25 protein-coding genes are annotated in these 25,913 nt (G+C 38.0%); 18 read left to right on the top strand and 7 right to left on the bottom strand.

All coding sequences use genetic code 11. The features are described from left to right. The first annotated feature begins 246 nt into the window (after positions 1-246). A complete protein-coding gene (locus RAH34_RS00325; RefSeq protein ID WP_306594781.1) occupies positions 247-1,875 on the top strand; it encodes an AraC family transcriptional regulator in 1,629 nt (542 codons plus the stop codon). A gap of 314 nt (positions 1,876-2,189) precedes the next feature. Here RAH34_RS00325 and RAH34_RS00320 read toward each other — a convergent pair whose 3' ends face one another. From RAH34_RS00320 to pruA, 3 genes are all read right to left on the bottom strand, one after another. Continuing rightward, positions 2,190-2,399: a hypothetical protein gene (locus RAH34_RS00320; protein ID WP_306594780.1), complete on the bottom strand. Its 210-nt coding sequence runs from the start codon at positions 2,397-2,399 to the stop codon at positions 2,190-2,192. Positions 2,400-2,708: 309 nt separating this feature from the next. Then, on the bottom strand, positions 2,709-2,858 hold the full coding sequence (locus tag RAH34_RS00315) for a hypothetical protein (RefSeq protein ID WP_228411898.1): 150 nt from the start codon (positions 2,856-2,858) through the stop codon (positions 2,709-2,711). A 453-nt stretch (positions 2,859-3,311) separates the two neighbouring features. Then, complete coding sequence (gene pruA, locus RAH34_RS00310; protein WP_306594779.1) at positions 3,312-4,937, bottom strand: L-glutamate gamma-semialdehyde dehydrogenase; 1,626 nt, start codon at positions 4,935-4,937, stop codon at positions 3,312-3,314. A gap of 406 nt (positions 4,938-5,343) precedes the next feature. Here pruA and RAH34_RS00305 point away from each other — a divergent pair, with 406 nt between their 5' ends. The 13 genes from RAH34_RS00305 to RAH34_RS00245 all read left to right on the top strand — a co-directional run bounded on the left by RAH34_RS00305 (position 5,344) and on the right by RAH34_RS00245 (position 17,218). Next, positions 5,344-5,709 (top strand): hypothetical protein, encoded by a 366-nt coding sequence (locus tag RAH34_RS00305; RefSeq protein WP_114819169.1) that lies wholly within the window; start codon positions 5,344-5,346, stop codon positions 5,707-5,709. 154 nt (positions 5,710-5,863) lie between these two features. After that, the gene (ureA, locus tag RAH34_RS00300) at positions 5,864-6,166 is read left to right on the top strand and encodes an urease subunit gamma (RefSeq protein WP_034697260.1); all 303 of its coding nucleotides are present in this window, start codon (positions 5,864-5,866) and stop codon (positions 6,164-6,166) included. A gap of 11 nt (positions 6,167-6,177) precedes the next feature. Further along, entirely contained in the window at positions 6,178-6,546 is a 369-nt protein-coding gene (ureB, locus tag RAH34_RS00295; RefSeq protein WP_034697259.1) for an urease subunit beta, read from the top strand. A gap of 1 nt (position 6,547) precedes the next feature. Continuing rightward, positions 6,548-8,269, top strand: coding sequence for an urease subunit alpha (gene ureC / locus RAH34_RS00290; protein ID WP_253317554.1), 1,722 nt, complete (start codon positions 6,548-6,550; stop codon positions 8,267-8,269). A gap of 101 nt (positions 8,270-8,370) precedes the next feature. Next, positions 8,371-9,018: a hypothetical protein gene (locus RAH34_RS00285; RefSeq protein WP_306594778.1), complete on the top strand. Its 648-nt coding sequence runs from the start codon at positions 8,371-8,373 to the stop codon at positions 9,016-9,018. Beyond that, complete coding sequence (gene ureE / locus RAH34_RS00280; RefSeq protein WP_306594777.1) at positions 9,008-9,517, top strand: urease accessory protein UreE; 510 nt, start codon at positions 9,008-9,010, stop codon at positions 9,515-9,517. The genes RAH34_RS00285 and ureE overlap by 11 nt, the downstream gene beginning before the upstream one ends. Further along, the gene (locus tag RAH34_RS00275) at positions 9,510-10,202 is read left to right on the top strand and encodes an urease accessory protein UreF (RefSeq protein WP_306594776.1); all 693 of its coding nucleotides are present in this window, start codon (positions 9,510-9,512) and stop codon (positions 10,200-10,202) included. Before ureE ends, RAH34_RS00275 begins: the two co-directional genes overlap by 8 nt. Before the next feature lie 177 nt (positions 10,203-10,379). Continuing rightward, entirely contained in the window at positions 10,380-11,018 is a 639-nt protein-coding gene (ureG, locus tag RAH34_RS00270; protein ID WP_306594775.1) for an urease accessory protein UreG, read from the top strand. Beyond that, a complete protein-coding gene (locus RAH34_RS00265; RefSeq protein ID WP_306594774.1) occupies positions 11,019-11,807 on the top strand; it encodes an urease accessory protein UreD in 789 nt (262 codons plus the stop codon). 143 nt (positions 11,808-11,950) lie between these two features. Then, the gene (locus tag RAH34_RS00260) at positions 11,951-12,652 is read left to right on the top strand and encodes a membrane protein (RefSeq protein WP_047421274.1); all 702 of its coding nucleotides are present in this window, start codon (positions 11,951-11,953) and stop codon (positions 12,650-12,652) included. 191 nt (positions 12,653-12,843) lie between these two features. Next, positions 12,844-13,731, top strand: a complete 888-nt coding sequence (locus RAH34_RS00255; protein ID WP_306594773.1) for an urea transporter — start codon at positions 12,844-12,846, stop codon at positions 13,729-13,731. Positions 13,732-13,918: 187 nt separating this feature from the next. After that, positions 13,919-16,165, top strand: coding sequence for a TonB-dependent receptor plug domain-containing protein (locus tag RAH34_RS00250; protein ID WP_306594772.1), 2,247 nt, complete (start codon positions 13,919-13,921; stop codon positions 16,163-16,165). 162 nt (positions 16,166-16,327) lie between these two features. Further along, positions 16,328-17,218, top strand: a complete 891-nt coding sequence (locus RAH34_RS00245) for an AraC family transcriptional regulator (RefSeq protein WP_079242523.1) — start codon at positions 16,328-16,330, stop codon at positions 17,216-17,218. A gap of 128 nt (positions 17,219-17,346) precedes the next feature. Here RAH34_RS00245 and RAH34_RS00240 read toward each other — a convergent pair whose 3' ends face one another. Beyond that, the gene (locus RAH34_RS00240) at positions 17,347-18,453 is read right to left on the bottom strand and encodes a DNA topoisomerase IB (RefSeq protein ID WP_306594771.1); all 1,107 of its coding nucleotides are present in this window, start codon (positions 18,451-18,453) and stop codon (positions 17,347-17,349) included. Positions 18,454-18,652: 199 nt separating this feature from the next. Continuing rightward, entirely contained in the window at positions 18,653-19,090 is a 438-nt protein-coding gene (locus tag RAH34_RS00235) for a DUF6526 family protein (protein WP_306594769.1), read from the bottom strand. 216 nt (positions 19,091-19,306) lie between these two features. Between RAH34_RS00235 and RAH34_RS00230 the strand changes: the two genes are divergently transcribed. From RAH34_RS00230 to RAH34_RS00215, 4 genes are all read left to right on the top strand, one after another. Beyond that, the gene (locus RAH34_RS00230) at positions 19,307-21,076 is read left to right on the top strand and encodes an aminopeptidase P family protein (RefSeq protein ID WP_306594768.1); all 1,770 of its coding nucleotides are present in this window, start codon (positions 19,307-19,309) and stop codon (positions 21,074-21,076) included. A 555-nt stretch (positions 21,077-21,631) separates the two neighbouring features. Further along, on the top strand, positions 21,632-22,198 hold the full coding sequence (locus RAH34_RS00225) for a Crp/Fnr family transcriptional regulator (protein WP_306594767.1): 567 nt from the start codon (positions 21,632-21,634) through the stop codon (positions 22,196-22,198). 53 nt (positions 22,199-22,251) lie between these two features. Continuing rightward, on the top strand, positions 22,252-23,274 hold the full coding sequence (locus tag RAH34_RS00220) for a saccharopine dehydrogenase (protein WP_306594766.1): 1,023 nt from the start codon (positions 22,252-22,254) through the stop codon (positions 23,272-23,274). Continuing rightward, on the top strand, positions 23,271-23,849 hold the full coding sequence (locus tag RAH34_RS00215; protein ID WP_306594765.1) for an NAD(P)H-dependent oxidoreductase: 579 nt from the start codon (positions 23,271-23,273) through the stop codon (positions 23,847-23,849). Before RAH34_RS00220 ends, RAH34_RS00215 begins: the two co-directional genes overlap by 4 nt. A 282-nt stretch (positions 23,850-24,131) precedes the next feature. Here the strand turns inward: RAH34_RS00215 and RAH34_RS00210 are convergent, their stop codons facing one another. Both RAH34_RS00210 and RAH34_RS00205 read right to left on the bottom strand, forming a co-directional pair. Beyond that, the gene (locus RAH34_RS00210) at positions 24,132-24,854 is read right to left on the bottom strand and encodes an FAD-binding oxidoreductase (RefSeq protein ID WP_306594764.1); all 723 of its coding nucleotides are present in this window, start codon (positions 24,852-24,854) and stop codon (positions 24,132-24,134) included. A gap of 89 nt (positions 24,855-24,943) precedes the next feature. Then, positions 24,944-25,807 carry an AraC family transcriptional regulator gene (locus tag RAH34_RS00205; protein ID WP_306594763.1) on the bottom strand — a complete coding sequence of 288 codons (864 nt, stop codon included), beginning with the start codon at positions 25,805-25,807 and terminating at the stop codon, positions 24,944-24,946. Between the last annotated feature and the right edge of the window lie 106 nt (positions 25,808-25,913).

Genomic DNA, 25,913 nt, shown 5'->3' with positions numbered 1-25,913 from the left:
TATTGAAAATAATTATAAAGCAATTTTGGTTTTAAAATAGGCATCAGGTTATATTAAAGATAATCATCTATTATTTTAGTCTTATTATTAAAATTAATGCAAATAGATGTTTTTGGTTAAATGATTAAATTTCAATATAATATTTTAATAAAAAATAAAATATCACTAGTTTTGTAAAAAACAAAAAGACACCCTGTGAAAATAATGATGAATTATTATAAAATCAAAATAATAATTTGTTTTTTTATGCCTAAAAGTCTTTTGCAATTTTTATTTCTGCTGGCAACAGCAGTCCCTATATTCGCTCAGAAAAAAAATAATTTTGACCTTATCTGTGAGAGGACCTCTGCCGTTAAAGCCTATAAGGATTTACCCAAAGCCATCAAAACTGCGGATTCTCTCTATATGAAGGCACAGAAACCTTCAGAGAAAATTAAATGTCTTGTGCTCTCTTCAGAACTATATCATCATGCAGGTGAACTTAAAAAAGCAATCTGTTACAGTGAAAATGCACATTCGGTAATCAATCAGATCAATGATCCGGAATGGATGACCGTGGTGACCAGATTACTTGCGAGGCAATATAGACAGGTAGGGTTATACGAAAGATCAAAAAAATACATTGTAAAAGGGCTGGAGGCTTCAGGTAAGATTGTTGATTTTCAGAAAAGTAATGAAGCCGCCGGCCTGCTGAATCAGGAAATGGCCTTCTATGAAATGGAGATGGGGAATTTTCCCCATGCCATACAGCATATTGAATCCTCTCTGAAATATTTTGGAAAAATAAACAGCCAAAACGAAAACAGAACAGCAGCAGCTTCTTATCAGCTGTTGGGAGATGTGTATTTCAAACTTAACGATTATTCCGTTTCCGAAGACTATTACCGGAAAGCAGAAAGTCTGCTGAAAAACGGAAGCTGTACACTGGGATTAGTATATAACGGTTTAGGAGGTATTCGTCTGAAGCAGAAAAACTGGAAAGATGCTGAACTGTATCTTAAAAAAGCGGAAAAAATTGCCGATACATCCCGGAGTCTTAAGCTTAAAAAAGCTGTCTATTCCAATATTAATGATTATTATGAAGGAATCGGGGATAATTTTAAAGCTTCATTATATGCGGTGAAATATATCCGCGCTTACGACAGTATTGCAGCGCGAAATCAGAGTTTTGCAATCAAAGATTTTGAAAATTCAAAAGGAAAATCTAACAAAAAAAGCGGGAAGATGAATGGAGTAAAGAATGCGGCTATTGTTATTCTGTTCATTTCACTGGTTGGTCTGTTTCTTTTTATCAGAAGAAAACAGAAAGAACAGCGTTCAAAACTGAGAAACATCATCAGAGCCCAGCTCAATGTGATGGGGAACAGGAGTCATTATCCCTTAAAGCCATCGTATGATTCCGAATTTTCCAATATATCTGTAGAAGAAATTGATGAAAAAGACTCTGAAGCAGACCGGAGAAGGAGTGATTCCCTGATGACCTCCGAGACCGAATCGAAATTACTTGAACTGCTTGAAGATTTTGAGAAAGGTGATCTCTATAACAATAAAGGGATGTCTCTGTCTTTTCTTGCAGGTGAGTTGAACACCAATACAAAATATCTGTCTTACGTCATCAATCAGCATAAAAATGCAGATTTCAAAACCTATGTAAATCGTTTAAGGATCAATTATATTGTAGACAAGCTCATCAATGATGAGAAGTACAGACAATATAAAATAAGTATCCTTGCCGACGAATGCGGATTCTCTTCACACAGTAAATTTGCAGCTGTCTTTAAAGCGGTTACAGACTATTCGCCATCTGCATATATCAAATATCTCGATGCTGAAAGCCAATCAGATAAAAATGTTCATTTTCCGGAAAATGATTAAAAAACCGCTTTTTATTCGATTCTATCTTACTATTTTCATGAAAATGAACAACCTATTGTTTTAAAGAAAACCTTTGCTATCATATCTTTGTGACAGTTTCAAAGTACACAACAATTCTGTTACAGCTTATTACTTTATTTCATTTCTGAATTAAGATCATCATAAGAGAAACTGCAATTCCCATTTTTAAATTTATAAGGAAATATTCTCATCAGAATATCTGCCATATCCTATAATCGGGGTTGATTGCCCGGTTTTTTTTCAGTCAAGTTTTTTTAAGTGCAAATCCACAGAATTTCTGTGGATTTGTGATTTTATTTAATTTTCGCGCTGTCGGTTTTTACTTTTGAAGTATCGGAGGTTCCGGTGGAAGGTATGGAGTTCGCTACAGCAGAATCACCCATTCTGTTTCTTAAAGAATCTTTATCATGGGCATCTTTATATTCCTCTCTTTTTTCTTTGTTTTGAGCGCAGCTTCCAAGGAAAAAAAGTCCAAGAACTGCTCCTATCCATAATTTTCTCATAATCGTTAATTTTGATTGTTGATGTTACTCAAATATAAGGATTTAATTAAAAGATAAAAGATAAAAGATAAAAGATAAAAGATAAAAGATAAAAGATAAAAGATAAAAGATAAAAGATAAAAGATAAAAGATCTTATTATTAAAATTCAATAGGGCTGGGTTTTAACCCGGCTAATGATAAATCACCCTGCCAGTGGCTTTAGTCAAAACCTAAAATAAATTTTAACTCAAAATTACTAAAATGAAAATAAAAAAATCTGCAGAGCTTTCATCTGCAGATTTCCATTTTTAGATTGAATGTTATCATTACTATTTAACAGGAGACGTTGCCATAGAATCCTTTTTCATCTTGATGGTATCAGGATTCGTCATTTTGGTAGTCATTGTATCAGTAGTTGTGGGCGTGATACTTTTTTGAGTATTATCCACAGCCGCTGAATCCCGGCTACTTGTTGACATTGTCGATTCTTTGGTTCCACAGCTCACTGCAAATATTCCTATTCCAACGGCTGTTAGCAATAACTTTTTCATATTCTTCTATTTTGTGGTGTTGTAATAATGAAAAAATCAACAATTATTCCTAACAGGGTCTGAAGAATCGTAAAATATCGGTAAAGTTTGTTAAAAGATGTTAGTGGAGGGATACGGGTTTCGAGATACGGGGTTTCGGGATATGCGAGCTTCGAGCTTCGAGCTTCGAGTTTAATGTTTAATGTTTAATGTTTAATGTTGTCCAAAAAATATTTTATTACCAAAAATACGCTCATACTCTAATATTCTCAAACGCTATAACCCTCAAACTCTCAAAACCCGAATCCCGCACCTCGTATTCGCACCCTAAGCCCCACAAAAAAGCCCCGAAACCGAAATTCCGAGGCTGCTTAATCATTGATCAATGATCATTTATCATTATTACCCCAGGTATGGATATTTGTAGTTTTTTGGAGAAACAAACGTTTCTTTAACGCTTCTTACAGAAACCCATCTTAGAAGATTCATTTTAGAACCTGCCTTATCGTTGGTTCCTGAAGCTCTACCACCACCGAAAGGCTGCTGTCCTACTACTGCACCCGTTGGTTTATCGTTGATGTAGAAGTTACCTGATGCATTTTCTAAAGCTTTATAAGCTTCAGCGATTGCGTAACGGTCTTGTGAGAATACAGAACCTGTTAATGAATAAGGAGAAGTAGAATCTACAAGTTTCAGCGTTTCTTTCCAGTCCTGATCTTCGTATACGTAGATTGATAAGATTGGGCCGAAGATCTCTTCAACCATACTTTCGTAGTGAGGATTTGTAGTTTCAATTACTGTTGGGTGTACAAACCATCCTTTAGAATCATCATATTTTCCACCGATTGCAACAGTAGCTTCACCTGAAGCGTTCGCTCTGTCGATATATCCTTTACATTTTTCAAAAGAATTCTTATCAATTACAGCATTTACGAAGTTAGAAGTATCTTCCGGAGAACCAATTTTGATGGTGCTCATCTGAGCTTCCATTACTTTTTTCACATCAGCCCAAAGAGATTTAGGTACATAAGCTCTTGAAGCAGCAGAACATTTCTGTCCCTGATATTCGAAAGCTCCTCTTACCAATGCAGTCGCTACCGCTTCTACGTTCGCGGACGGGTGAGCAATAACAAAGTCTTTACCACCTGTTTCGCCAACAATTCTTGGATATGTTCTGTAGTTATGGATATTATCACCGATCATTTTCCACATTCCCTGGAATACTTTTGTAGAACCTGTGAAGTGAAGACCAGCGAAATCTCTGTGCGCTAATACTTTTTCAGCAGTTTCTTTACCATCAGTAAAGATCATGTTGATAACCCCTGCAGGAAGACCCGCTTCTGTTAATACATCCATGATTACTTTTGCAGAATATACCTGCTTGTCAGAAGGCTTCCAAACCACCACGTTTCCTAGCATCGCCATACAAGTTGGAAGGTTTCCGGAAATTGCGGTAAAGTTAAATGGAGTTACTGCAAAACAGAATCCTTCTAATGGTCTGTATTCAACGCGGTTCCAGATTCCATTGTCAGAAACCGGCTGCTCAGCATACATTTCTGTCATGAACTCTACGTTGAATCTTAAGAAGTCAATGAACTCACAAGCGGAATCAATTTCAGCCTGGTGAACATTCTTAGACTGTCCGATCATTGTTGCTGCATTAATTACATCTCTGTAAGGACCAGCCAAAAGATCAGCTGCCTTTAAGAAAATTGCTGCACGCTGTTCCCAGCCTAGTTCATTCCATTCTTTTTTAGCTGCCAATGCCGCGTTGATAGCGTCATCCACATGCTGCATACCACCCTGATAGTAAAACCCGAAATCATGCGCATGATCCTGTGGAGACTGAAGCTGTACTTTTGTATCAGTTTTTACTTCTTTTCCATTGATGATCATTGGGATTTCTACCTTTTCAGCCCACATTTTTTTATAAGTGTCGATCAGGCTTTTAACTTCCGGAGATCCCGGTTCGTATGAGTTTACAGGCTCGTTTACCGCTAATGGTACTTGCGAAATTGCTTTTGACATATTACGTTTTATTATTTTATTAAATTAAATAAGATGTGTATACAAATTTACAATAATTATAAAGAAAGAAAAAATACCATCTGTTTTTGTCAAATAAAATATAAAATGAGTTTTTTGATGATATTTAAGCTTTTTTTGATGATAGATTTTATTAAATAGGGGTATGTTTTGATAATTCTTTAGCTTTTAGAAAAAAATGCATCGTTTTGTTGTAATTATAGGAATTAGGACAATAAAATATTTGTCACAGTTTAAAAACAGTGATTAATTGCTGTAAATAAGGGATTTGTAGCGGAGTGTTAAAATTACATAAATTCATATTTGTTGCGATTTTGAACATTTTAAATAATTTTTTTGATAGCCGGGCGCATAAGATTGTTCTAATTTTACACCATTATTAACAGGTATGAAAAAAAGAGTCTTATTTTTCTCTTTTGTGATATTTTTCTCAGCGTTGTGTGCAGGTCTTTTTGCACATAAGGGGAAAACTCAATCATATTCTGATATTCTTTCAAAAATTCATCTTTTACAGCAGAAATCTGACCATCAGACCCAGCCTGAAATCTATAGTTTTTCCGATGCACAGGATGTGCAGGATTCCAATGACTGGGAGAAAGTAAAATTTGATTACTCAATACTTGCACAGCAGTGGCTGCACTATTTCTTTGCAGGTTACACTTACAATACACAGGTTGCGGCTGTTCAAAACCGCATTTATATTACAGCACCAAGGTACATTCTGTATCATTCCCTGCAGATAGCCGGCTGCTAATTCCTTTTTAATTTTTAATGATCCGCTATGGTTTGTATTCCCGTGAGTACAGACTCATAAAAATCATTCCCAATTTACATTTTTTGAACATGTCTGTTTGCCTTTACGGAGGGGTGAACCGGATATTGTTTGTCCAATTTTAAATAAAAATATTATGCACTTAACACCGAGAGAAACGGAAAAGCTTATGCTGTTTCTGGCTGGCGAACTCGCTCTGAAAAGAAAGGCAAGAGGCCTTAAATTAAACTACCCGGAATCAATAGCTCTGATCAGCCACTTTTTGCTTGAAGGAGCAAGAGATGGAAAAAAAGTAGCTGAACTGATGCAGGAAGGAGCCAACCTTCTGACTAAAGAAGATGTGATGCCAGGCGTTTCAGAAATGATCCATGATGTTCAGATTGAAGCTACTTTTCCTGATGGAACCAAACTGGTAACCGTACACAATCCAATCCGCTAATACTACTGATTATGATACCAGGAGAAATTTTTGTAAAAGAAGGTACAATTATCTGCAATGAAGGCAGAGAAACTGTAAAAATAAAAGTAACAAACACAGGAGATCGTCCTATTCAGGTAGGTTCGCACTTCCATTTTTTCGAAGTTAATAAAGCGATGAGCTTTGACCGTGAAAAAGCTTTTGGAAAGAGACTGAATATTGTAGCAAGTACTGCAGTACGTTTCGAACCGGGAGAAGAAAAAGAAGTGGAATTGGTAGAAATAGGAGGAACCAAAAAAGCAATGGGCTTCAATAATCTTGTCGATGGGCAGGTAGATTCTGAAGAACAGAAAAAAGTAAGCCTTGCAAAAGTTGAAGAGTTAAACTTTAAAAATCATTAAGATGAGCTTACACGTAGATAGAAAACAATACGCCAATATATTAGGTCCTACAGCGGGAGACAAAATCAGACTGGGTGATACTGAAATTATTATTGAAATCGAAAAAGATTTCACCCATTATGGTGACGAAGCTGTTTTCGGAGGAGGAAAGACCGTACGTGATGGTATGGGACAAAATGTAACGGCTAAAAGAGATGAAGGCGTGCTTGATCTTTGTATCACAGGAGCCGTAATCATTGACCACTGGGGAATTGTAAAAGGAGATATCGGAATTAAAGACGGGAAGATCGTAGGAATCGGAAAAGCAGGAAATCCTGATACGATGGATGGTGTAAGTCCTAATATGATTATCGGGGCTTCAACAGAAGTTCATGGAGGAAAAGGTTATATTGTAACGGCCGGAGGAATTGACACTCACATTCACTACATCTGCCCTCAGCAGATCGAAACATCTCTTTACAGCGGAATTACCACAATGATTGGTGGTGGTACAGGCCCCAATGACGGAACCAATGCAACAACAGTTACTCCGGGAAGATTCAATATGCAGAAAATGCTTGAAGCAGCAGAAGAATATCCTATGAATCTTGGTTTCTTCGGAAAAGGAAACTGCTCGGCAGAAGAACCTATCGAAGAACAGGTAGAAGCAGGGGCTTTGGGAGTAAAAATTCACGAAGACTGGGGAGCAACTCCGGCAACCATTGATGCCGCATTGAAAGTAGCCGATAAATATGACGTTCAGGTGGCTATCCACACGGATACTTTGAATGAAGGAGGGTTTCTGGAAGATACCATGAGAGCCATCAACGGAAGGGTAATCCATACTTTCCACACAGAAGGAGCAGGTGGAGGTCACGCACCTGACATTATTAAAGCGGCTATGTATCCGAATGTATTGCCCGCTTCTACCAACCCTACACGTCCTTATACCATCAATACCATTGATGAACATTTAGATATGTTGATGGTTTGCCACCATTTGAGCAAAAATATTCCTGAGGATGTAGCGTTTGCAGATTCACGTATTCGTCCAGAAACCATTGCAGCAGAAGATATCCTTCACGACATGGGTGTTTTCAGTATTATGAGTTCAGATTCTCAGGCGATGGGAAGACCGGGAGAAGTGATCACCAGAACATGGCAGACAGCGAGCAAAATGAAAGAGCAGAGAGGTGATCTGGCTGAAGATAAAGATAGCGGAAATGACAATTATCGTGCAAAAAGATATGTGGCTAAATATACCATCAATCCGGCTATAGCACACGGTATTTCAGAATATGTAGGCTCTCTTGAAGAAGGAAAACTGGCAGATTTGGTGATCTGGAAACCGGCCTTATTTGGTGTGAAACCGGAAATGATTGTAAAAGGAGGATTTGTCATTGCTGCTAAAATGGGAGATCCTAATGCTTCTATTCCAACGCCTCAGCCTATTATTTACAGAAATATGTTCGGTGCTCACGGAAAAGCTAAGTTTGGTACTTGCGCGAACTTCGTTTCTCAGATCTCTATCGACAATGGAACCATCGCTTCTTACAAACTGGAAAAAATGATTCTTCCGGTGAAAAACTGTAGAAATATTGGTAAAAAAGATCTTATCCATAATGATAAGACGCCTTTAATTGAAGTGAATCCTGAAAACTATAAAGTAACGGTAGACGGAGAATATATCACTTGTGAACCAGCAGAAACACTTCCTTTAACACAGTTGTATTACTTGTTCTAAGATAAATTTTATGAATAAAACCTAACAGGTTTCAAAAACCTGTTAGGTTTAGCCAAAGTTTATCCGATACAATTTAAAACAATTATAGAACAAAGTGTAAAATGAAATATTTAAATAAAACAGTTTTTTCTCTTGCGATAACTGGTGTATCTATGCTTTCAGGAAATCTGAATGCCCAGTTTCTGGGCGGGCACAGGCTTAAAAGTGATGAAGACGGACCCAAAGGACAGTTTATGGTGTATGGTTCATTAGACTATTCTAAAATTACAACACCATCAAGCAGCAGCAGTACCGTTTCCAGTGCACCGCTTGGAGTAGGATACTTCATCAATAATAATGACCTTATCGGAGTTAATTATGCTTACTCGCAGAATACAGTAGATCACAATGTAGTTTACAAACAGAATGAAGCGGGAATCTGGTATAGCCCTTCGGTAATGCTTGGAAAATATTTTGTATTGATCGGTCAGGTAGATGCGCACTATGTTTGGGGACAGCAGCTTTCAACAGCAGCAGATGCCATGCAGAATTTTAACGGATTCCGTCTTCGTGCCTATCCTTTGATCGGAATCGTATTAGGAGGAGGCTGGGCACTGAAATTCAAATTCGCAGAACTTTCAATGCTTCAGACCAAAACAAAAGAAGAAGGCTGGACGAAAAGCTATGTCGCAGGAATCAGTGGTTCAACATTCGGGGTGGGAATCTCCAAAAACTTAGACTTCAGAAAAAAAACCAAAAATGATAATTAATCAAATCATAGGCAATCTTGCTGAAAACCCTACGGAGAAAACCATAGACTATCTTGATCTGGAATGGTTTGAAACCACCAAAAGAATCCAGCGTAAAAAAACCAGACAGGGAATTGATGTTGCCATCAAATTTCTCAGAGAAGGGCAACGATTACGTGAAGGGGATATTCTTTTTGAGGATGCCGGAAAAATAATTGCAATCAATGTTCTGGAGACGGAAGCCATCGTGATGTCACCAGCTTCACTGCTGGAAATGGGAACTGTATGTTATGAGATCGGAAACAAACATATTCCGCTTTTCATTCAGAATGATAAAGTTTTGCTTCCTTTTGAAATGCCGATGTTCAGATGGCTGGAGGCAAGCGGTTTCAAACCGGAAAAACAGTCGGTGAAACTGCTGAACCTTCTTAAATCTAATGTAGAACCTCACGGACATGGAAGTCTGGGCTCCACAATCTTTACAAAAATCTTAAAAATGGCCGCTCCGAAAGATGAATAATATAAATTTCCTGTCAGGACTGCTTCATCTTGCAGATCCTACACTTCCCATCGGAGGATATACCCATTCCAACGGACTTGAAACCTATGTGCAGGAAAGAATTGTACATGATCTGTCAACCGCGAAAGAATTTGTGCAGAATATGCTTCAGTACAACCTTAAATTCAATGACGGAGCTTTTGTAAAACTGGCTTATGAAGCGGCAGGAAAGGGAGATTTGCAGCAGCTTTTACAATTGGATAATGAATGTAATGCGATAAAATGTCCAAAGGAAATTCGCCAGGCCAGTCAGAAACTGGGACTTAGACTGATTAAAATCTTTAAAAGAAGAGAAAATTTTCCTTTTATGGAAGCTTTTGAAAAAGCAGTTCAGCATAAAGAAGCCAATTCTCATTACTGTATTGTGTTTGGAGTATATGCGTATCTGATGAAAATTCCTTTGTACGAAGCACTTTTAGGATTCTATTACACTTCGGTTGCCGGGATGATTACCAATGCAGTAAAATTAGTTCCTCTTGGACAGCTGGACGGACAGGATATTCTATTTTCACTCTATCCCGTCATGGAAAAAACAGCTTTAGAAACTATAGATCTGGACAGAGATATGGTGGGACTTTGTAATACGGCCTTTGATATCAGGTGTATGCAGCATGAAAGATTGTATTCAAGACTTTATATGTCCTAAAAAGATAAAAGGGTAAAAGGTAAAAGGTAAAAGGTAAAAGGTAAAAGGTAAAAGGTAAAAGGGCAAATGGGCGAATTGCTCTCTGCTGAGTGAAACGCCCTTGCGATCGAAAAATATTCACAGTAAAGAAAGCTTAGCGCCTATAGCGTTAAAAAAATAAAATAAAATTTAAAGAAAATGGAAAACAGAAAATACATAAAAGTAGGAGTAGCAGGACCTGTAGGTTCAGGAAAAACTGCATTACTGGAACGTTTAAGCAGAAAATTATTCGGGACTTATGATCTTGGAGTCATCACGAATGATATTTATACCAAAGAAGATGCTGAATTTATGGCGAAAAACAGTCTTCTTCCCCACGACAGAATTATCGGAGTAGAAACAGGAGGATGCCCGCATACAGCTATTCGTGAAGATGCAAGTATGAACCTTGAAGCCGTAGACGAGCTGGCAACACGTTTCCCGGAAATCGAACTGGTTTTGATTGAAAGTGGTGGCGATAACCTTTCTGCAACATTCAGCCCGGATCTTGCAGACGTTACTATTTTTATTATTGACGTAGCGGAAGGAGAAAAAATTCCTAGAAAGGGTGGTCCTGGTATTACAAGATCAGATTTATTGATCATCAATAAAATTGACCTTGCCCCTCACGTAGGTGCCAGCCTTGAAGTCATGGAAAATGATGCCCGAAGAATGAGAAAAGGAAATCCTTTCGTGTTCACCAACCTGAAAACAGATGAAGGATTGGATAAAGTAATTGGCTGGATTAAAAAATATGCCCTTTTAGAAGAAATTGAAGAACCGAATCTGGTAAGATAAATGGATAGTCATTTAAAAATTATTGCAGGATTCAAGGGAGGAGAATCCTATGTGAAAGACCTTTATGTCTCACTTCCTTTCAGAGTAGTTTCTGTAGGACAGCGAAAAAGCGACAAAAAGCTCTATCAGATGGTGATGAGCTCCTCTCCGGGAATTCTGGATGGAGACCATTATCATTTGAATGTTACCCTTGAAAAAGGAGCAGCACTGCAATTGCAGTCACAATCTTATCAGAGACTTTTCAACATGCAGGACAAGGCGCTTCAGGAGCTGAATGTTTCTATGGAAGATGAAACTTCTTTCGCTTACGTTCCTCACCCGATTGTTCCTCACGAAGATTCAAACTTTAAGAGTAAAGCCAATATTCATATAGGGAAAAACAGTCAGATCATCATCAGTGAGATCATTACCTGTGGGAGAAAACATTATGGAGAGGTTTTTAAACTGAAACGTTTTCAGAATGTGATGGAAATCTATCATAATAATAAGCTTGTGGTAAAAGATAATGTTCTTATCCAGCCTGATATGATCCCGATCAGCAGCATTGGAAATCTGGAACAGTATACCCATCAGGGAACCCTGATTTTCTACAGTACAAAAGAAAATGTAGATAAAAACGGATTGATAGAAGAGATCGTTGAAGCCGCTGCGCAACATCACGAAGTAATGGAAGTAGGAGTTTCTGCCATGGAAGACAATGGTTTTGTAGTACGAGCTTTGGGACATGGAGGAGAATTGATGTACAACTTCTTCCTGCATATTCAGGACATTCTGTGGTCGTTGGAGTAAAAAGAGATCCTTGTCAAGGTTCAAAACCTTGACAAGGATTCTAATATATTCAATAGAAGCGGGCTTTAGCCCGCGAAATAAAAATTAATCTTCCATTGGCTTTAGCCAAAACTTAATGGAGAACAATAATAGATAAATAGAAAATGGATAGTACAGTCTGGGCACTTCTTTTGAGCGCCGTTTCAATAAGTTTTATACATACCGCTTCAGGGCCGGATCATTATCTGCCTTTCATTGTCATCTCAAAATCCAAAAAATGGAGTGGAATGAAAACAGCCATCTTAACCGTTGTCTGCGGATTTGGACATGTGTTCAGTTCTCTGATCTTAGGTTTTATCGGAGTTTTCCTGGGGTGGCAGCTGAATAAGATCTCCTGGTTTCAGGATATCAGAGGAAATTTTTCCGGATGGGCACTGCTGATTTTTGGAGGAGTTTACCTTGTATACGGCCTCATCCAGGCAATCAGAAACAAACCGCATAAGCATTTTGATGTGATGGGTGACGATGTATACGTATACGAACATAATCACAGCGAAGTCGTAATGCCTCAAAAAAGAATAAAAGTAACACCGCTTGTCCTGTTCATGATTTTCGTGATGGGACCAAGTGAACCTTTGATTCCCTTATTATTTTATTCAGGAGTAAAACATTCCATGTCTGAAATTGCCGTACTGGTAACCTCTTTCACAGCAACAACAGTGTTGACCATGCTTGGAATGGTTCTTTTGGGACGTTATGGTTACTCAACACTATTCAATACAGAAAAACTGGAAAGATATATGGGCGTGGTAAGCGGAGCGGTAGTAACTGTTTGCGGAGTTGGAATGGTCTTTCTTGGATGGTAAACGGGATTCGGGGTTTCGGGTTTCGGGATTCGGGATTCTAGCGGGAGAGTTTGAGGGTAAGAGGGTTTGAGAGTTTTGAGGTGGATTCCGAAACCCGCACCTCGCAACCCGCAACAAACAACAACCCGCAACGAAAAACAACCCGCAACGAAAAACAAACAACAACCCCATTATTAATAAATTAAAAAACTATGGACGAATTTTTCAAAAAACTACCCTTTATAGACAATATTTTAAAAGGAATCGGGCAGATTATGCTCCAGGAAAACAGATGGACTGGTCTACTTTTTCTGATAGGAATTTTTATGGGAAGCTGGCAGTGTGGAGTGGCCGTTTTGCTTTCAACAGCAGCCGGAACTTTCACTGCAATGAAGCTTAATTATGACAAATCTGAAATTAATGCCGGTCTTTATGGTTTCAGTGCAGCACTGGTGGGAGTAGCGCTGGCATTTCTGTTTCAGGCAACACTATTGATCTGGGTTCTTATTGTATTGGGCGGAGCATTGGCGGCTGTGATACAGCATTTCTTTATTCAGAAGAAAATTCCGGTGTTTACTTTTCCTTTCATCATTATTTCGTGGGTGTTGGTATTTGCACTGCATCATTTTACCCATATTCCACCTTCTGCGATGTTGAGCATTGAAGTGGTTCCAACAGAATATGATGACTTTCTTACCTGTACCAATGGTTTTGGTGAAGTGATATTTCAGGGAGGAATACTCTCAGGAATTATTTTCTTCCTGGCCGTTTTCATTAGTTCTCCGGTAGCCGCTTTATATGGACTGGCAGCATCAATTCTGGGTGCAGGATTATCACAATTGAATGGAGAACCCATCAAAGAAATTCACATGGGATTATTTGGTTTTAACGCAGTGCTTTCTGCCATTGTTTTTTCAGGTGTCAAAAAAACAGATGGTTTATGGGTGCTTATTGCTGTCCTTATTACCATTGCCATTGATGACCTGTTAATAGACAATCACTGTCTGGATATTGTGGGTGGAGTATTTACTTTCCCATTCGTAGCTGGAACGTGGATTACGCTTTTGATTCAAAAAGTATTTCTTAAAACGAAAAAATAAAAAGTTAGAGAGTCTTAGAGTTGGAGGGTTTGAGGGTTTGAGAGTGAGAAAGTTCAAGGTTTAAAGTTTAAAGTTTAAAGTTTTTTCATAATGATTGACAATTCACTTGCGAAGCAAAATTCACTATTGATATTCCTTTAACCTCTAGTTTCTAACTTCTAAAATTTAAATATAATTAAACTAAAAAATGAAAATAACAAAAATAGCAGCCGTATTTCTGGTTATGATGTTCAGTGGAAAAATGATGGCGCAGGAAGCAGAAAAACAGTTGTTGATAAAAGATGCAGATGACAAATTTCCCATTGCAGATGTTTTGGTGAAATACGACCATGGAAACAGTCATACCCATACGGCAACAGACGGAACATTTGCCGTTCCCGTAAAATCTCTTCCTGATACCCTTGTGATCAGCCGTCAGGGATATGATGAAATAAAATGGGTAGTGACTAATGATGATGATAAAAATAAAGTTATTTTTTTACAGCATAAACCTTTTCAGATTTCTGAAGTAGCCATTAATCACAGTTCGTTTCTATCTGCCATTACAAAGGTTGATCTGAATAAATTTCCGGTCAACTCAGCGCAGGATTTGTTGAGAAAAGTTCCGGGACTGTTTATTGCGCAGCATGCCGGAGGAGGAAAAGCTGAGCAGCTTTTTTTAAGAGGATTTGACGCGGATCACGGTACCGATGTAAGCGTGAATGTAGACGGAATGCCTGTGAACATTGTTTCCCATGCCCATGGTCAGGGATATTCTGATTTACACTTTGTGATTCCTGAAACTGTCAATAATATCGATTTTGGAAAAGGAGCTTATTACATGGATCGTGGGGACTTCAACACAGCTGGTTATGTTGATTTTCAGACCTACAATGGCTTGAAAAACAGTATGATAAAACTGGAAGGAGGTTCGTTCAACTCCAAAAGAGTATTGGGAATGTTCAATATCTTACATGATGATCTGGGAAGAAAAAATGCTTACATAGCTGCAGAATACAATTATACAGACGGACCTTTTGATGTAAAACAGAATTTTAACAGGGTTAATATCTTCGGTAAATACAATCAATGGCTGACTGACAAAGACTATTTCAACATCCAGTTTTCAACATTTAATTCTTCATGGAATGCTTCCGGACAGATTCCGGAACGTGCTGTAGATGAAGGAATCATTGGAAGATGGGGAAGTATAGATCCCACAGAAGGCGGAAAAACTTCCAGAACAAACCTTCAGATGAATTTCAAGCATATTATTTCTCCTTCCGAGCAGATTGATGCGATGGCTTTTTATTCAAAATATAACTTCAACCTGTATTCTGATTTTACCTTTAATTTAAAAGATAAAGAGCATGGTGATGAGATTCAGCAGACGGACGGAAGAAATATTTACGGAGCCGAAATAAAATATACAAAGTCCTTTTCCTTTGCCAACAGCTCTTTAAACTGGACTTCAGGAATCGGATTAAGAAATGATGATATCAACACCTTACAGCTTAATCACGTTTATCACAGAGATCTTCTGCTGGACAGATTATCAGATGTGACAGGAACAGAAACCAATCTTCATGCCTATTCAGGATTGATATGGAAAACAGGAAAATGGACCATCAATCCGGCTTTGAGGGTGGATCATTTTATCTTTAATATGCATAATCTGCTGGATGTGGAGCAATTGCCATCCGGACAGTCAAAAGAAGCAACAAGATTAAGCCCTAAACTTAATTTCTCCTATGCTCAGAATGACAATGTGATGTGGTTCCTGAAAACAGGAATGGGCTTTCACTCCAATGACCTAAGGGTGGTGGTTCCCAATAAGAACGAAAATACCCTTCCATATTCTATTGGTGCGGATTTCGGGGTAAGATTACACCCGTTCAAATCTTTGATCATTACTCCGGCATTATGGTATATGGATCTTCAGCAGGAATTTGTGTATGTAGGAGATGATGCAGTGGTAGAGCCTTCCGGAAAATCAAGACGTTTCGGAGCTGATCTTGGCGTTCGCTTCCACCCGTTGGAAAATTTTTATCTGAATGCAGATATCAATTATTCCCACGCAAGATTTACCGAAGAAGAAAAAGGTCAGGACTACGTTCCGCTGGCTCCGGTAGTTACCAGTACAGGATCTGTTAACTGGGATTTCCTGAATGGTTTTTCTCTGGGACTTCAGTACAGATATCTGGGAGCAAGACCAGCAGTAGAGGATAACAGCATCAGAACGAAAGCCTATTTTGTGAATGATTTGATGCTTTCCTATAACCGTCAGAAATGGGGAGCGAATGTTCAGCTGAACAACCTTTTCAATGTAAAATGGAACGAAGCTCAGTTTGCCACAGAAACACAGTTAAAAGGAGAAGCAGAGCCTATTACAGATCTTACCTATACACCGGGAAGTCCTTTTGGAGTGAGAGTAGGCGTGTATTATAAGTTCTAAACAGGAGAGCGGGAGAGTATGAAGGTTGGAGAGAGTAAATTTTGGGGTTCGGGATACGTGTTTTCGGGATTTTTACTATTTACACTTTAGCGTTTTCACTCTTTCGCTTTCCTCACCTGCTTTAAAATATTTTGTATAACTTTAAATAATCATAACAAGGATATGGAAGTGCTATCCAATTTTCAATATAAAAAGCTTTTTCTGCCCAATATTACGGACAAGATATTAGCTAACAATGCTGATATACAGCTGTATCGGATAGAAAATTATCTTAAAGGTATTCTGATGCCGGTCATTCCGTACCGTACCACATTCAATTTTATTATTTTCGTTACCAACGGGCATATCAGACAGTATCTTGAAAATAAAGAATATCATGCGGAAAAAGGAGGAGTCATCTTTATCAAACAAGGAACAATTACCGCAACTGTTGAACTGTCAGATGATATTGAAGGTTTCTTTCTTGCCTATGAAAATAATATTCTTTCTGAACAGGAACTGCCCAAGCATAAAAGCAGTATCTTTTTTATGACCCCTTTCCTCAATCTGGATAGCCTGACTTATGGAACTATTACTCAGCTTCTCCCGATCATGGAACAGGAATTGTGGTTGAATAACCTCAATGTTAATGATGTCGTAGTGACAATGCTTCATCTTATTTTAATCAAAATGCTCAGCACAGATTCTGACAACCATCACAAATCTGCAACACGTCCGATGGAGCTCTCTCTTCAGTTCCGTGATCTTTTGTTTAAATATCATGTTGGGGAAAAAAGAGTGGCTTTTTATGCCGATAAACTGTCCGTTACAGAAAGTTATCTGAATAAGTGTGTCAAAGGGGTAACTCAAAAATCTCCAAAACAATGGATCAATGAGATTGATATCAATTACAGCAAAGCATTACTTCACTCCAGTAAAGATATTGCAGAGATTGCCTACGAACTGAACTTTCATACTGCTTCCCATTTTACACAGCTTTTCAAAAAAATTGCAGGAATTACGCCAAAGGAATACAGGGTTCAGTTTTTGAATAATAGTAGAATATCTGTATAGTAAGGCTGGAGGCGGGATGTCAGATGCTGGAGGTATTGAAACAGGGTAAACAAAATGAGTTGAAAGTTCAGAAGTTGTTTTTAAGAGTTTCAGAACTTCCCTCTCCCAGCTTCCATTCTCCCATCTTTCTACATCCTCTCGTTTTCCAGGATCTTCAGCACCAGTCTTTCCTCTTTTGTAAGATCGGCTTTTCCGTCATTTTCTTCTATCACTTCCAGTTCATCAAGATATTTTTTGATGGTATTATTCTCATAAAGGTTGATGACTAAAGGATGAACATAATACTTTCTGCAGACGGTAGATGTATTTCCCAGATTTTCTGCCACGATGTCCAGGGCTTCTTTTACCTTCTTTTTATATTCAGTATCATTTTCCGCATAGCCTATTTCTTTAAAAGCAATCAGCGCACTTACTGTTCCGGACCAGGTTCTGAAATCCTTAGCAGTAAAATCTTCACCACTGATCTCTTTGATATAGTCGTTCACCATCCCTGAATCTACAGAATGACGGTTTCCTTCATCATCAAAATACTGGAAGAGTTCTTTTCCGGGAATGTCCTTGCATTTCTGAATAAGCCTTGCCAGCCTTGGACTCCTGAGGTCGATTTGATGCATGATACCTTTCTTTCCTTTAAAAGAAAAAGAAATTTTCTGTCCTTTTACCTTTACATGTTTATCCCTTAATGTGGTAAGGCCAAAAGAACCGTACAGTTTTTCATACACATTATTCCCGATACGGATATTGGTTCTTTGCATAAGGCTTACAATTAAAGCAAGGATTTTTCGCTTCTCAAAATTTCTCAGGGCAAGATCCTGTTCTAAATGCAGACGGATGTCCGGTAATGCATACCCGAACTGAAGCATTCTGTAAAATTTTGTATGATTTCTTAAAGCACTCCACAGAGGGTGGTAGCGGTATTGCTTTCTTTGCTTTACATCAAAGCCTGTGGCCTGAAGGTGGCCGTTGTCAAGCGCACAGATCCATACGTTTTCCCAGGCAGGCGGAATGACCAGTTTATTGATTCTGGTAATTTCCTCTTTATCCTTTATTTTTTCTCCGTCTTTATAATAGGAATATTTCTTTCCGGTTTTTTTACGGGTAATTCCGGCGGTTTCTGCATCGGTGGTATATACAAGATGTACCGCCTTTGCAGAAGCTTCCGGGTCCTTCATTATTTTAACAATTTTTGAAGGCTTAAGGTGAGAAATCATCTCCAAGTCTGTATTCTTCTCCATAAAACATGGTTAAGAGTTTTTACCCTTCGAAAAAATCAGTAAAAGAATTCCTACTATCACACAGACTAAGATTATTCCCCACCACATTCCGGCCTTAAAAATCGTTTCTACGGCTTCACAACTTGTAAGTGTCAACAACATTAATATTGTAATACTGTAAAAGGTCCATTTTTTCATAGGTATATATTTTGTTGGTGTGTTAAATTCTGAGTCGGTCAGCCCTCCATTTTTTGATAGACCTTTTAATTTCATCTCCTGAGATGTTTTCATGAAGTGCTCTGTATAAAAGCTCTTTGAATTCATCATCATAGGTAAATCTCAGGGCAGCAATCTGATCGAATTTCAATTTCTCAGCAGTTTCATCAGATCTTTTATTGAAGATCTCGAAATAACGCTGTTTAAACTCCAGAATTACCATACGGTTTTGAAGTCCCAGTGCATAGTGCTGCCTTGTCATCAATGCCAGATAAAAAAGCAAAAAAATCACGACAGAAAACAGTATCCAGACCAGCTGATTTCCGGGATCATCCCAGATTTTATAAATTCCTGATATCTCCAATATAATGAGCAAAGGAAGATAAATAAAATGATGTGGCAGATAGAATTTTCTGTGGTTATGGTAGTTTTGCTGTTTCATGAAATAGAATGTAGCAATAATCCTTCCAAAAATTTATTATTTTGGTAATATGGTAGTTTTTTTTACTTAAAAGTGATTTATTTTATGAAATATATTTAGTAGTTTGATTTTTTAATGACCGCTTTAACTATAAAGAATTATTAAGCAAAATAGCGGATAGATTTACCCTTCAGACATCAAATTTTTTGTAACTTTCGGTGGTTAAAAATAAAAAGAATGACTTCAAAGGAAAAAGTTGCTGCGCTTCGTGAAGAAATGCAGAAAAATAATGTTGATGCATTTATAGTATATTCTGCAGATCCGCATATGAGCGAATATCTTCCTGAAGAATGGCAGGAGAGAGCCTGGCTGTCAGGTTTCTTAGGTTCTGCCGGTTTCGTGGTGATTACCAAAGACAAAGGCGGACTTTGGACAGACGGAAGATACTTTACACAGGCTGCTATCGAACTGGAAGGTTCAGGAATCGATCTTTTCAAAGATGGAATGGAAGGAACTCCTAATTATATCGACTGGATTATTTCAGAAATTCCGGCAGGCGGTAAAGTGGCAGTAAATGCTGTTGCAGCTTCTCATGCCAACTGGGAACTGCTTTCTCAGAAATTCAATTCCAAAAATATTACCCTGGCAGATGCTCCGCTTTTAAAAGAAGTATGGAAAGACAGAGGAACTCCGTCTGCTAACCCTATTTTCGTACATCCGGTAGAAAGAGCGGGTAAATCAGTATCCGATAAAATCTCTGCGATTCGTCAGAAAATGGAAGAGCAGGAAGCTACCGTACACATTATCTCAAGTCTGGATGATGTCGCATGGACACTGAATCTGAGAGGAAGCGATGTAGAAAGCAATCCTGTATTCTTAGGATACATTGTGATTACTAAAAACGACGCTGTTCTGTTCACAGGATTAGAGAAAATGGAAGTGGCAGCCAGAAAACAAATGGATGACTCCTTTGTAAAAATGATGCCTTACGAAGAATTTTACAATTATCTGAAGACCTTTAAAAACGAAAAAGTGCTGGTTTCTCCAAACAGCAACCAACAGATTTTTGAAACATTAAAATCAGACAATCAGTTTATCAAAGCTCCGGTTCCTGGTAACCTGATGAAAGCTCAGAAAAACGAAGCTGAACTGAATGGTTTCAGAACAGTAATGGTAAGAGACGGAGTAGCAATGGTGAAATTCCTTTACTGGCTAACGCACAATGCAGGAAAAGAAGCCATGAATGAATATTCTATCGGACAAAAACTGAGAAGCTTCCGTGCAGAAGGTGAAAATTTTGTAGGAGAAAGTTTCGGGTCTATCGTAGGATATAAAGATAATGGTGCTATCATGCACTATTCTGCCAAAAAAGAAGGAAGCAAAGAAGTAACCAACGAGGAAACTATTCTGGTAGATTCAGGAGGCCAGTACCTTGAAGGAACTACAGATATTACAAGAACTTTTGCCTTAGGAACCCCTTCGGAAGAGTTTAAAAGAAATTCAACATTGGTACTACAGGGATTGATCCGTTTATCTATGGTGAAATTCCCGAAAGGTACAAAAGGAGTACAGCTTGATGCTATTGCAAGACTTCCGCTATGGATGGAAGGGAAAGATTTCAACCACGGAACAGGACATGGGGTAGGAAGTTTCATGAATGTACACGAAGGACCACAAAACATAAGAAAAGATCTGAATCCTCAGGAACTTCTTCCGGGAATGGTATGTTCCAATGAACCGGGTTACTATCTTGAAGGGCACTATGGAATTCGTCACGAAAACCTGATTGCCGTAAAAGAAGCAGAAAAAACAATTCACGGAACATTCTATGAATTTGAAACATTAACATTCTGCCCGTTCTTCAAAGATACAGTGGTAAAAGAAATCCTTTCAGAAAGCGAAATCGCATGGCTGAACGGATACCATAAAACATGTGAAGAAAAGCTTGCTCCATACCTGGAAGGAGAAGTTAAAGAATGGTTCCTTCAATTGGTAAGCCCTCTTTAATACAATTAATGGTGGAAAGTGAATGGAAATCATCACTTTAAACCTTGAATGATAAACATTAAACTGAATATTGTTAGATAATCCAAAAGTCCTGTAAGGTATTTCCTGCAGGGCTTTTCTTTTTATACAACCGTATTTTTACGGATATAATTACAGGGATTCCACTGATGCATAAAAAATAAGGTTCACCTATCTTTGTTACAACAAACATCATTCATATCTTCATAAATAACTCAAGTAAATTCAAAACGGTAGATCATCTCGTCCTGAGATGATTTTTTTTTGTTTTCAATTGAAATTTATCAATATGCCCCTGCTTAAAAAGAGGTTGTCTCAAAAGTGTCATTCTGACGAAGGAAGAATCTCATAAATAACGAGAAGTATCAGATTCTTCATTCCATTTCATTCAGAATGATAAAATCCGAATTATTCACTTTTGAGACAGTCTCCCTCTTTGCTTTCTTAAAATAGAATTGTATAAAATTAAAACTCTGCGTTTATAAACAACATTTCCTCCATCTTTTTATTTATTTTCGCTGAAACTTATTTGATATCATGGAACGTGACTATTTTCGAAGCTTTAATCTGTTCTCAGAAGATGAAATTGAAGAATTTCTGAAGTTTTCTGAATTCAGAATTATCCGTAAAAATGATTATTTCATACAGGAAGGAGAGTTTTGTAAGGAAGTAGGCTTGGTGAAGTCTGGTATTTTCCGTTCTTTTTATACTTCTGACGAGGGAAAAGATATGACATATTGCTTCAGGTTTCCCAATCATATGATCGCTGCGTATTCCTCATTTGTCTCCGGATGTCCCAGCAAAGAAAGTATGCAGGCTATTACCAATGCTGAAGTGATTATCATTAAAAAAGAAGCGGTAGATGAACTGGTGAAGAAGAGCATAAACTGGACAAAATTTTTAAAGATTATTGCAGAACAGGAATATCTTGAACTTGAAACACGGTTTTTTCAGCTTCAGAGAGACAGCGCAGCCCAACGGTATGAAACATTAGTAAAGAATCATCCTGATTATATTCAAAACATTCCATTGCAATATCTGGCTTCCTACCTTGGCATTACTCAACGCCACCTGAGCCGTATCAGAAAGGAAATTTCTTTTTAGACATTTGTCCTGCTTATTGAAACAGCAGCGCTCTACTTTTGTCAAAAAAAGTTATGGAGCAAAATATTTTAATTATCGGAGGAAATGGATTGGTAGGAAAGACAATTTCCCGAATCCTGAAATCAAGAAATCCTAATGTTACTGTTTTTATCGGGGGCAGAAAAGGTGGAAAAACAGATAAAGACCTGAAGATTGATGTTACAGACCCTTCCTCCTTTAAAATTATTTCCGAAAAAAAGATACACCTCATCATTCTTTCTGTGAATGATAAAGAAGACCATGTACTTCGTTTTGCCATTGATCATCAAATAGATTATCTGGATATTACCAAACCTACTCCGGCTTTGGTGAAAGCTTATGATATCGCACAAAAATCAGATGTAAACAGCAGAATTGTTTTCAGTTCAGGATGGATGGGCGGGATTGTCCCTGCATTGGCTAATATCCTTTCGGACTCAGGAGATATTAATGAAGTAAAACTCTTTGTCTATTATTCCGTAAAAGATCTTGCAGGTGAGAGTTCGGCTCACTTTATGGCAGAAAATGTAGCCGTTCCTTTTGTTCATTATAAGAATGATAAACCGGTTTCTATACGGCATTTTCTTGATACGGAAACCTTCAGTTTTTCTTTTGGAATCGGGCATAGAAGTGCCTATAATTTTGATGTTCCGGATCTGTACATTCTCAATAAAGTGGAAAGGATTTCCGATGTGAGTGTGAAGATGACCTACAATTCAAAATTTATTACCTGGCTGCTGGGAGCATTTCAATATCTCAGAATCTACAGTATTTTGTCTTTAAAAGAAAGAAAAATGATTTTTGGATCCAGTGGTAACGGAGATCAGGCGGTCTTTGAAATTGTAGTTGATGACCCGTCAGGACAAAAGAGACTGAGTTTGCAGAGTGAAAAAGGGCAGGCGGAATTAACCGCTTTATCTGCTGTTCTGCATACCGAAGAACTGTTGAGAAATCCTCATGAAAACAAGGTGTATTTCAGTCATCAGCTGCATGAACCTTTATCATTAATGGCACAGCTTAATGCCTATGATTCTATCAATATTAATGTGAAATCATGAAAAAAATAGCCATTATCAACGGACATCCAAATCAAGACTCTTTTAATTTTGGAGTGGCAGAAGCTTATAGATTGGGAGCCTCAGAAACGGGAGCAGAAGTGAGGGAAATCGTTATACGGGATCTCACCTTCAATCCCAATTTACAGTTCGGATATCAGAAAAGAATGGAGCTTGAACCGGATTTGCTGAAAGCCTGGGAAATTATTCAATGGGCAGATCATTTGGTATGGGTACATCCGGTGTGGTGGGGAGGATTTCCTGCCATAATGAAAGGATTTATAGACCGGCTTTTTTTACCGGGAATGGCTTATAAATACCGTGAAAATTCGGTATGGTGGGACAAGCTTTTAAAAGATAAAACAGCCCATATCATAACAACATTAGACCAGCCGGGATGGTATTACCGTCTGTTCTTTGGCAGACCAAGCGTAAATCAGCTCAGGAAATCTATCCTGGAATACTGTGGGGTAAAGCCGGTGAAGGTGACTTATATTGGAATTATCAGGAATTCTAAAGAGGAGCAGCGTTCCAAATGGTTGAAAAAAGTCAAGGGGCTAGGAAGGAAACAGAAATAACCGCACAATATTTTTAGGTATTGAACAATGATAACTTTATCCGGTAATAATTGTTTTTATTATCAGATAAAGTTTCATTATTAAAGAAATTATTTAAACGTATCAAAAAAATAGGATATATATTAAAACCATGAAGAAGGATTAAGAAATAAAGTATAATTAAGATGAATCATTCTGATTTTTAAGCTTAAAGCGAAGCTTATCTTAATACTCTCAACACCTTAATACAATCTTAATGGTTCAATAAATAAAAGTTTAAAGTAAGTACTCTTTTCCCCATTTTTACAATCCTTTTTTACCCTCAATCCAATACGCCTGTGATTTGATACATTTTGGTGATACGCCTCTGGCTTTAAGAAATTTTCTGATCAAAGACATACGTTCTCCGTTTCCTGTAAGATAAAACACAACTTCATCATCAGAAATAGATTCTTTTTCTTCTCTCAGAAAGTCATTCAAAGCTTCAATCATTCTCATGGTATTATTTTTGGGACAGTGATACCCATATAAATTCAGTTTTTCAAGAGCAGAACACTCATCCAGCTCATGCAGGCAAATGAATAAAGAACCGGATTCTTCTACGGCTTCCTTGATTGAAAGCGAACTTCCCAAAGAAGTTTCATCCCCTACAGAAAAATGAATTTTGGCATTGGGGGCAAAAAATTGTTTCCCTCTGGGCATTAAAAGTTTGATAGAATTTCCTTTTGTCAGCCGGGTTACAAAATGACTTCCGGCAGCAGACATGTCATGCAAATGAAACAAAACATCGAAAGTTCCTGCTTCTTTGTTAAAATTAAAAGGAGAATAATTCCTGAAATCCCTGTCGTTGATCCTTATTCCAATGGCATAGGCAGGTTCATAAGGTACATCCTGTAATTCTGTTTCAAAGCGTATCAGTCGAAGATCATGGGTAATCTGTTCTATATGGCTAACGGTGCATTCTTTAAATTTGGAGGACCAAACATTTTCTACGGTGTCATTGATCCATTTTGGTAGGCTTGGCATAAATCATTTTTATTGCAAAGGACGTTGCAAAATCAGAAAATACCGATAGCGGTTTCGGGGAATTAATTGGACTATTCGTGGTTGGGTATCTATTGGTGCTGATTCCGGAATTCTGACGGAGACTGGTCTTCCAGTTTGGAAAACAAACGACTGAAATAGGTGTGATCACTATATCCCAGTTCATAAGCCACCTCTTTTATACTCAGATTGGTAAAGACCAGTAATCTTTTGGCTTCAGTCAGAATTTCCTGGTGAATCCAGTGTTGTGCAGGCTTTCCTGTGACTTCACGAACGGTTTCCGTTAAATATCCTCTTGTGATATGTAAAGCTGCAGCATATTCAGATGGACTTTTCATGGTTTTAAAATCTTTCCGAACCAAAATCCTGAATGCTCTTGACAGCTGTAAAGCACGGTTTTCATCCGAAGCCGGAGAAATATTCTTCCGCGAATACATCAGAGCAAACATTCCGAGAAAAGCATTAAGCAACGATTGAACGATGAGAAATCCTTCTTTAGTGGAAAGCATTTCGTTCGTATAGGATGCATGAAGCAAACTGGCTGTCGTATTAATCTTTTTAACAAGGCCTTTGTCCACAGACAACGGTTGTATGTCGCCCAGAGATTCATCAAAAAAAGAACGTACCGGGTCAGGAACAAGTTCTGCTTTTACCGCCACAAACCATCCGCAGACCTCTTTCATTAAAAGTCCCTGATGTACCTGCCCCGGCAATACACAGAAAATAGTGGAATCTTTGGCTTCAACCGTTTTGAAATCAACCATCATTCTTACATGGCCGCTTTCCATACAGGTGAAAATATAATGACTGTCCCGATGAATTCCTTTGTCCAGAAGAATATCCCCAGCTTCCTGAGTACGTTTATCCATCCTTTTGACATGGAACTGATGATGGGTAATACCGTTTAAATCATAGGTGGGAATGGTCTGTTTCATCTTTAAAAGCTCTTCTGATGAGGATAATACGGAACAGCAAAATTACGTATTTTCACGGTTTTACATCCTGGATTTTAATCTCAAATTCGCGGTGCATAACCATGAT

The sequence above is a fragment of the Chryseobacterium sp. WLY505 genome, assembly GCF_030846215.1.
GTDB lineage: Bacteria > Bacteroidota > Bacteroidia > Flavobacteriales > Weeksellaceae > Chryseobacterium.
Note: the sequence above shows the minus strand (reverse complement) of the source record. Positions and strands in the feature narration are given on the sequence as shown.